Origin of the sequence: Kitasatospora sp. NPDC051164, from assembly GCF_044455625.1 — a bacterium.
In the GTDB taxonomy this organism is placed as follows: domain Bacteria; phylum Actinomycetota; class Actinomycetes; order Streptomycetales; family Streptomycetaceae; genus Kitasatospora.
Genome location: NZ_JBITFB010000080.1, coordinates 1 through 6,147, shown reverse-complemented (window position 1 = coordinate 6,147; position 6,147 = coordinate 1). Strand labels below are relative to the sequence as shown.

Here is a 6,147-nt window from a genome sequence, read left to right as displayed (position 1 = left end):
CCAGCGGGCGGACGGGAGAGATCACTCCCCCAGCAACCGGGGCCCGGACGGAGGCGGCGGCGGGAAGGGCGGAGGGCAGGCGGACGACGGCGGAGCCGGGGGCGGGAGGAGGCGGGGCGGCGGCAGGCGGAGCCGGGGGCGGGAGGAGGCGGGGCGGCGGGGCGAGCGGGAAGGTCTGACCCCATATGAAATTATTCGATATTGATTGGGAGGCTTGTACTGTAAGTACTATGCGTGTTGATATTCGTACTGTGCTTCGTAAGCATGAGGAAGAGCTCCGGCTCTTTCGCCGGAGCCTCTTCTCTACGGATCCGGCTGATAGCGGCCTGGTCTCCGTACTGCCAGCAGAAACCGTGCTGGAGCAGTTGCGGGCGGCGGGCGGGGTGATGCCGCGCAGCTTCGGACCGGTGCGCTCGGTGACCGACCGGCATGCTGTCCTCAGCATCATCGGGGACATCACCGACCAGTCCGTACTCCTGGAGAAGCCTGGCCAGCAGGGGGCTGTGCTGACGTTCTCAGTCGCCACGCGGCACAAGCAGCTCCGTACTCGCCAGCCCGTTGACCTTGAGGAAGCGAAGGCGTGGGTGGAGGCGATCGTGGGCCCCGACTGGCTGCCACACTTCTACTCTGCTGGGGCTCTGAGCGGCTCCACCACGGGCGGGCCCTCAACGCCGAAGCCGCTGACGACGCAGTACTTCTACATGTTTCTGGGCGCGGACGGTGTCCCGCACGCCGAGCCGGAAGGACATCAATTGGGCGTCCTGACACCACTCATCCAGACACGCTGACAATCGCCGAAGCCCAGGGTGAGCAGTGGAGGCAGAACGGGGCGCGGCCTGTGCTGCGGGCCCTACGGTAGAGCCGTGAAGCTAGCCGACCTCCGCGACCTGATGCGCCGCCGCCGGGCCAACTACGGCCTCGGCCTCAGCTTTGATGCCTTCCGCGCCGATCCCATGATCACCTCGCTTCGGTGGCCGGGCGACGTCGTCGAGCAGTTTCTCTACGACCACGGTGACCACGGTCCCTTCCAGCGCGACTACGGGAACGTCGACCTCTCCGCGATCGTGTGGACGCTCGAAACAGTCACGGCCGCAGAACTGAGCACGATGCCGACCGGCCCGTCCGAGGCGGGCTGCATCGAGCAGCACGCCCTCCATCCCGGCCACTACATCAGCGTGCGCAGCTCAGGCATCCACGTCGGCGTCGCAGAGAAGTGGAGGGACCACGGGACCTGGAAGCGGCCGCCGCTTCTGCTCGACCGCAGGCTGCTCGACCCCTCAATGAGCGGTCTGCAGGTCCTGGAGGGTCGAACCCGCGTCGGGATTCTGCGGGGTCGCCTTCGAGAGAACGACTTCGCCGCGGCGACGCACGAGGTGTGGGTCGGTCGGCCGGCCTGACGTACTACTGCTGGTGGCTGCTACCGGCCCGGACCGCGGACCGAACGGTTGTAGGCAGGCCCGGGGGCCCATCAGGTGCGGGGCGTTCTAGCTGGTGAAGGGGAGCGGCGGTCTTCCCTGCCGGGTCTGGCCGACCCATGGTTCGAGGGATCAGAGCGTTCAGGGCGTCGTCCCGGGTGGCGTGCGCTGTCCGTGCGCATGGCTGAGCAGGTAGAGCGCCGACTGGAGGATGAGCGCGACGTGGTGCCTGGGCGGAGTGCCCGTCAGGCCGTGGAGGATGTCGTTGCGCAGGTTCATCCCGCGGTCGGAATCGACCAGGAGGAGTTCCAGCGCCTTGCTCCAGTCCGCTGGGTATCCGGCCTCCTGCATGCTCTGTAGGAGTCCACCCATCAGGTCGACCCCGCCAGGGCTCTGCCCCCGGGCCGCGGAGATGACAGGGACCTGGGAGCGCAGAAGCTGGCGGAGAATCTGCTCGACCTGGGGCAGCGCCACGCACGCCGCAGCGTCGAATTCCTCCAGCCAGTAGTAGCAGAATGCCTGGGCGAGGGTCCGCGCACGAGGCGCGGGCAGCACCGTCTCGTGCGCCAGAGCGGCGCTCATCTCGAACTCGTCGGGCCGAAAGCGCTCGTGGATGCGGTCGAGCTGAACTGCGGTCAGGATCCCGAACAGCCCTAGGCCGCGGACCTGCATCGCCACGGCGAGGTCGTCGTCGGCGTCGACGGGCGGGCGGACGAAGACCGGTCCGGCTGGGTTGATGCGCGAGCGCGGGATCCTTAGCAGGCCCTCGAGCGCGCCGCTGGCCTCGGCCTCAGCCTGCGCGCGCATCGCGGGGTGGATGTCCTGCACGGTGAGCCACAGCGCGGTCGGCAGATCCGGGGCGGCGTCGACCAGGGCCTGCTGCCCGGCGATCAACGCGCGTGGGATGGTGCCTTCGGTACGGATGTACGTCCACTCCGGCGTGGTCTGCTGCAGGGCCATCTCGGCACGGGCCCGCAGGTCGGGCAGCCCCCGCTTCTGTGCCTCGGTCACTGCCTCCGTCAGGAAGTACAGGCGGCGGTGCCCAGCATCTGCGGTATCGGCGGCGTCGAGGAGGGTGCAGACCACGGCGGCGTCAATCTCTGCGTGGCGGCTGGGGGGTGCGTCCTTCCGCAGTGCATCGAGGAAGCCGAGCCGGACATCTACGTCGCGGGCGAAGAGGCTGGCCGCCCCTTCGGCGAGGTCCGTGACATCGCACTCCAGGGTCTGCAGCGTTTGCAGGACAACCAGCAGGTTCCGCGCCTCGTCCTCGGCGCCGGCCAGGAGGTGCTCGGCGAGGGCGAGGGCGTCCTTTGTCGCGCGTTCACGAAGGTCGTGCTGCTTGAACTTCAGGGACAGCTCCCCGGCTCTCTTCAGGCACCGGGCGGCCCGCGGCAGCCCGGTGCCGCCCTTGGCGGCCAGCAGCAGCTGCGCCGCGTCGAGGTAGCCGAAGGCCGCGCCGCGGACGTGGTCGAGCCTACGGCCGTGGCCGGCGTCGAGCAGCAGATGATGAAGGTGGCCGCGGAGAAGAGGATCATCCACGTGGTCTGCGTACGAGCTCCAGATCTCCAACTGGGCTGGCGCGGGTGGAGCAGGCGGCGTGCCATGGGCCTTCTTCCGGGCCTTTGCCACCTCGGACGGCCGACGGTGCAAGGCCCCGACCAGCGCATCCCGCTGTGCGACGGCTGTGCCCGAGCCGACGTCCGTGGCCGCGAGGGTCAGGGCTGCGGCCGTGTTGGAGGCAGCGTCCTTCGCGGCCGTCATGAGCGCGTTCAGCACGCTCGGCTCGATCTGGGACACGGGGCCTCGCTTTCGTCACCAGCAGTATCGGAGCAGCCGGGGTACGCGCGCACCGATTTTCGTGTGCCTGGCGGTCCAGTGGCCCGAGTGCCGCGCACCAGCCCGCAGACCTCGGGCGCAGCACCTCGGCGGTCGTGGTCATTCATCATCGACGTCGCCTTGTGCCGGCGCCGAGCTCTGGCGGCCCCGCACCCGCTGTGAGTGGTCGTTCAGCGGCGCGCCCTCGGGGCCGCGGGTGTAGCCCTTCACCTCGCGGTGCTGGCAAACCGAGCCGTGCTCGGCCCGGTTGGGGCAGTGGGTGTACTCCTGCACCGGGACGCGCACCTCGAGCGGGGCGCGCGGCGCCACCACGCGATCCGGCCGGCGCTGCACCGGGCCGGGCAGCAGGGGTCCTCGTGGATCACGGACACCCGACGCGGCCCGGGGCGGGCCAGGCGGTGCCCGGTGGCCCGGCGGAGGGGCGCGGGCGGCAACCGGCGGGCCGCCGAGGCGGGACTGGGCGCGGCGGCCCGGGGCGGGCTGCGGACGCGCGGGGCGGCGGTACAGCGGGGCGGGGAGAATGCCCTGTCGGACCGTGCGGGCGTGCGGGTAGCCTCAGGGCGACACCACACCGGGTACGAGAGGGGGACGGCCGGTGAGCAGCCGCTGGCATCGAGTGATCGCCGAGCTAAACGCCCAGGGCGACGCAGCCCGGGCCGCCGCCCAGCGCGTGCATGACGTTCGCAGCGAAGAGCGCACGACCGCCGTCGCGATCTCCTACGTGGCCGAGGCTGACTATCTGCGCAGCGCGAGCACGCTGCTGCACGCGCACCTCACCGACCGGCGTCCGCCCCGGCGGCTGCCGGTCGCCCGCGTCTGGCCGTTCCTGCGCGATGTGTGGAAGGACCGGGCGTTGAGCCGGCTCGGCGGGGTATGGCGGGCCGTCCCTCGGGACGCCGCCCTCGCACGGATGTGCGCCGCCCCGTCCGCCCCTCTCCTTACCGCCGTCATCGACCAGGCCGAGGCCCTACAGGCCAGCCTCCGGGGCGACCGGAAGGCCAACAGGCTGTACGAGTCGTACATCCCTGATCACCAGGGCAGCCCGGCCACCGGTCGGCTCGGCGCTGGGCGGACGGCCCCCACACTGCCGGGGCTTCCCGACCCCGGGCATCCCCTCAACCGCGCCTTTCCCCGCAGCGGAGCAACGGGCATGCGGGTTCAGCCCGGTCGGGAAGACGAGTTCGCCCAGCTGCGCACCGACCGGTTCGCCGTGCACGCGCGGGCCCTGGCCTTCGGTGACGCGGTTCTCGCCCTCCTGATCGAGCACCGGGCCGAAGGCGTCTCGCCGGAGCCTGGACGCCTACGCGGAGCCGGCCGGTGGGTGGGGCGCGAGCAGCAACTGGTGCCCGACACGACGAAGTGGCCGACCAAGCTCAACGGCTACCAGGGCGCGACGCTGGCCGCGCTCAGCTGGCTGGTGCTGGCCTGCACCGGGCTCCCGCTCACCTTCGGGCAGCGGGCCGACCTGCTCTCGCACTACATGCAGCTGTTCCTGGCAGCCGGCCTCATCGCCTGCACCGGGATCGCCCTGGTCTACCGGCACGGACCGAAGCTGATCACCGCGCCCGGGCCCCGTGCCGCGCTGCCCGGGCTCGCGGCGGCCGTGCTCGCCTTCACGGTGTGGCAGGGCCAGGGACCCGTCGCCGACTACTACTTCGCCGGTCCGTACGACCGCTACGACCGCCAGTACGCGGACGGATGCCTCGCCGCCAGCCCCTACCGGCACGACGCCGTCCAGGCCATGGTCGACGACGGCGTGCTGACCGTCACCCCCGTCGAGGGCGGCACGACACTGCGCCTGGGCCCGGCCAAGGACGGCAGCACGCACCCGCTGCGCCCGATCGACCGTGCGACCCGAGCACTGCTCGACGAGTACAAGTGCTGACCCGGCCCGATCGGCCACGGGATGTCCGTGTGTGGTGACCGAGCCGGTCGCTCCTGAGAACTGCAACCGGCATCGGATCAATGGTGAGCGAGACCGTGGGTCTGCCGACCGCCAGGCCGACTACCTGCCCCGCTCCCCCGGCGCCGGCCGGTCTTGGCCTTACCGCCGGACCAGCGCACGATCATGGGGCAGCCTCGGCGGTCTTGCCGTGAGCGTCACTGCGGGGGCGGGCTCGGCGAAGGAATTCTGCACATCGTTCGGAATTTCCAGCCGGTGCCGTGCGACCGGGGCACCGGTCAGCGGGGCACCGTGAACGGCTGGGCCGGAAGAAGCGGGCGCTGGTAGGCGGTGGGAAGAGCGGTGGCCTTCTCAGCGAGATCCTGGCGGCTGAAGCTGCGTTCGCCTTGCCCGAACCCGGAGGGGTCCAGATCGACGACAAGCTGGTCGCCCTCGCAGCGGACGATGGTGCCCCGGTCGTGTCCGAGGACCAGGCGGGTCCCGACGTCCCACTGGTCCGGTGCGGACCGGCGGGCCGCCGTGTCGGTACGCAGGCGGGTGCCGGTGGTGATCGGGCGGTGAAGGTCGGTGGTCAGGTCGCCCCACCACAGCAGGTGCTGGATCACGGCCCGCACCATGGGCTGGGGCATCTTCTCGTTGGTGAGGCTCTTTTCGACTGCGTGGATGGGCAGTTCCGCGTCGGCGCACAGGGCGAGGATGGGTTCGATCAAAGCCTGCTGGACCGGGTGCATGGGCCGGCAGAAGCCCCCCAGGGCCTTGATGTTGGTGTAGTGCTGTGCGTCCTTGGGACCCGTCCACCACTCGTAGGTCCAGCCCCGGGCGTTGATGACTTCCTCGGCCCAGTCCAGCACCCGCTCCGAGGGGCACAGCTCGCCGGCCGTCGGAGAGCTGTCGACGAGGGTGATCGTGCCGTCGTTGCCGATCAGCATCAGGTCGGGAATGTAGCCCGCTTTGCCGGGGCCTTGTTCGGCGCGGAGTTTGAACGGCTGGCCG

At 70.7% G+C, this 6,147-nt stretch carries 6 protein-coding genes; 3 read left to right on the top strand and 3 right to left on the bottom strand.

The features are described 5' to 3' along the window. The first annotated feature begins 230 nt into the window (after nt 1–230). Together ACIBEC_RS46780 and ACIBEC_RS46775 are read left to right on the top strand one after the other, a co-directional pair. A complete protein-coding gene (locus tag ACIBEC_RS46780; protein ID WP_396290806.1) occupies nt 231–788 on the top strand; it encodes a hypothetical protein in 558 nt (185 codons plus the stop codon). 75 nt (nt 789–863) lie between these two features. Then, the gene (locus ACIBEC_RS46775; RefSeq protein ID WP_396290804.1) at nt 864–1,397 is read left to right on the top strand and encodes a hypothetical protein; all 534 of its coding nucleotides are present in this window, start codon (nt 864–866) and stop codon (nt 1,395–1,397) included. Between the two features lie 159 nt (nt 1,398–1,556). Here ACIBEC_RS46775 and ACIBEC_RS46770 read toward each other — a convergent pair whose 3' ends face one another. Together ACIBEC_RS46770 and ACIBEC_RS46765 are read right to left on the bottom strand one after the other, a co-directional pair. Then, nucleotides 1,557–3,212, bottom strand: a complete 1,656-nt coding sequence (locus ACIBEC_RS46770; RefSeq protein ID WP_396290802.1) for a hypothetical protein — start codon at nt 3,210–3,212, stop codon at nt 1,557–1,559. A gap of 138 nt (nt 3,213–3,350) precedes the next feature. Then, nucleotides 3,351–3,524 carry a hypothetical protein gene (locus ACIBEC_RS46765; RefSeq protein WP_396290800.1) on the bottom strand — a complete coding sequence of 58 codons (174 nt, stop codon included), beginning with the start codon at nt 3,522–3,524 and terminating at the stop codon, nt 3,351–3,353. A 322-nt stretch (nt 3,525–3,846) separates the two neighbouring features. On the opposite strand from ACIBEC_RS46765, the gene ACIBEC_RS46760 reads away from it, so the two are divergent. After that, nucleotides 3,847–5,136 carry a hypothetical protein gene (locus ACIBEC_RS46760; RefSeq protein WP_396290798.1) on the top strand — a complete coding sequence of 430 codons (1,290 nt, stop codon included), beginning with the start codon at nt 3,847–3,849 and terminating at the stop codon, nt 5,134–5,136. A gap of 296 nt (nt 5,137–5,432) precedes the next feature. On the opposite strand, the gene ACIBEC_RS46755 is transcribed toward ACIBEC_RS46760, so the two are convergent. Continuing rightward, nucleotides 5,433–6,147, bottom strand: a 715-nt coding sequence (locus ACIBEC_RS46755; protein WP_396290797.1) for a hypothetical protein, incomplete at its 5' end; no start/stop codon positions are given.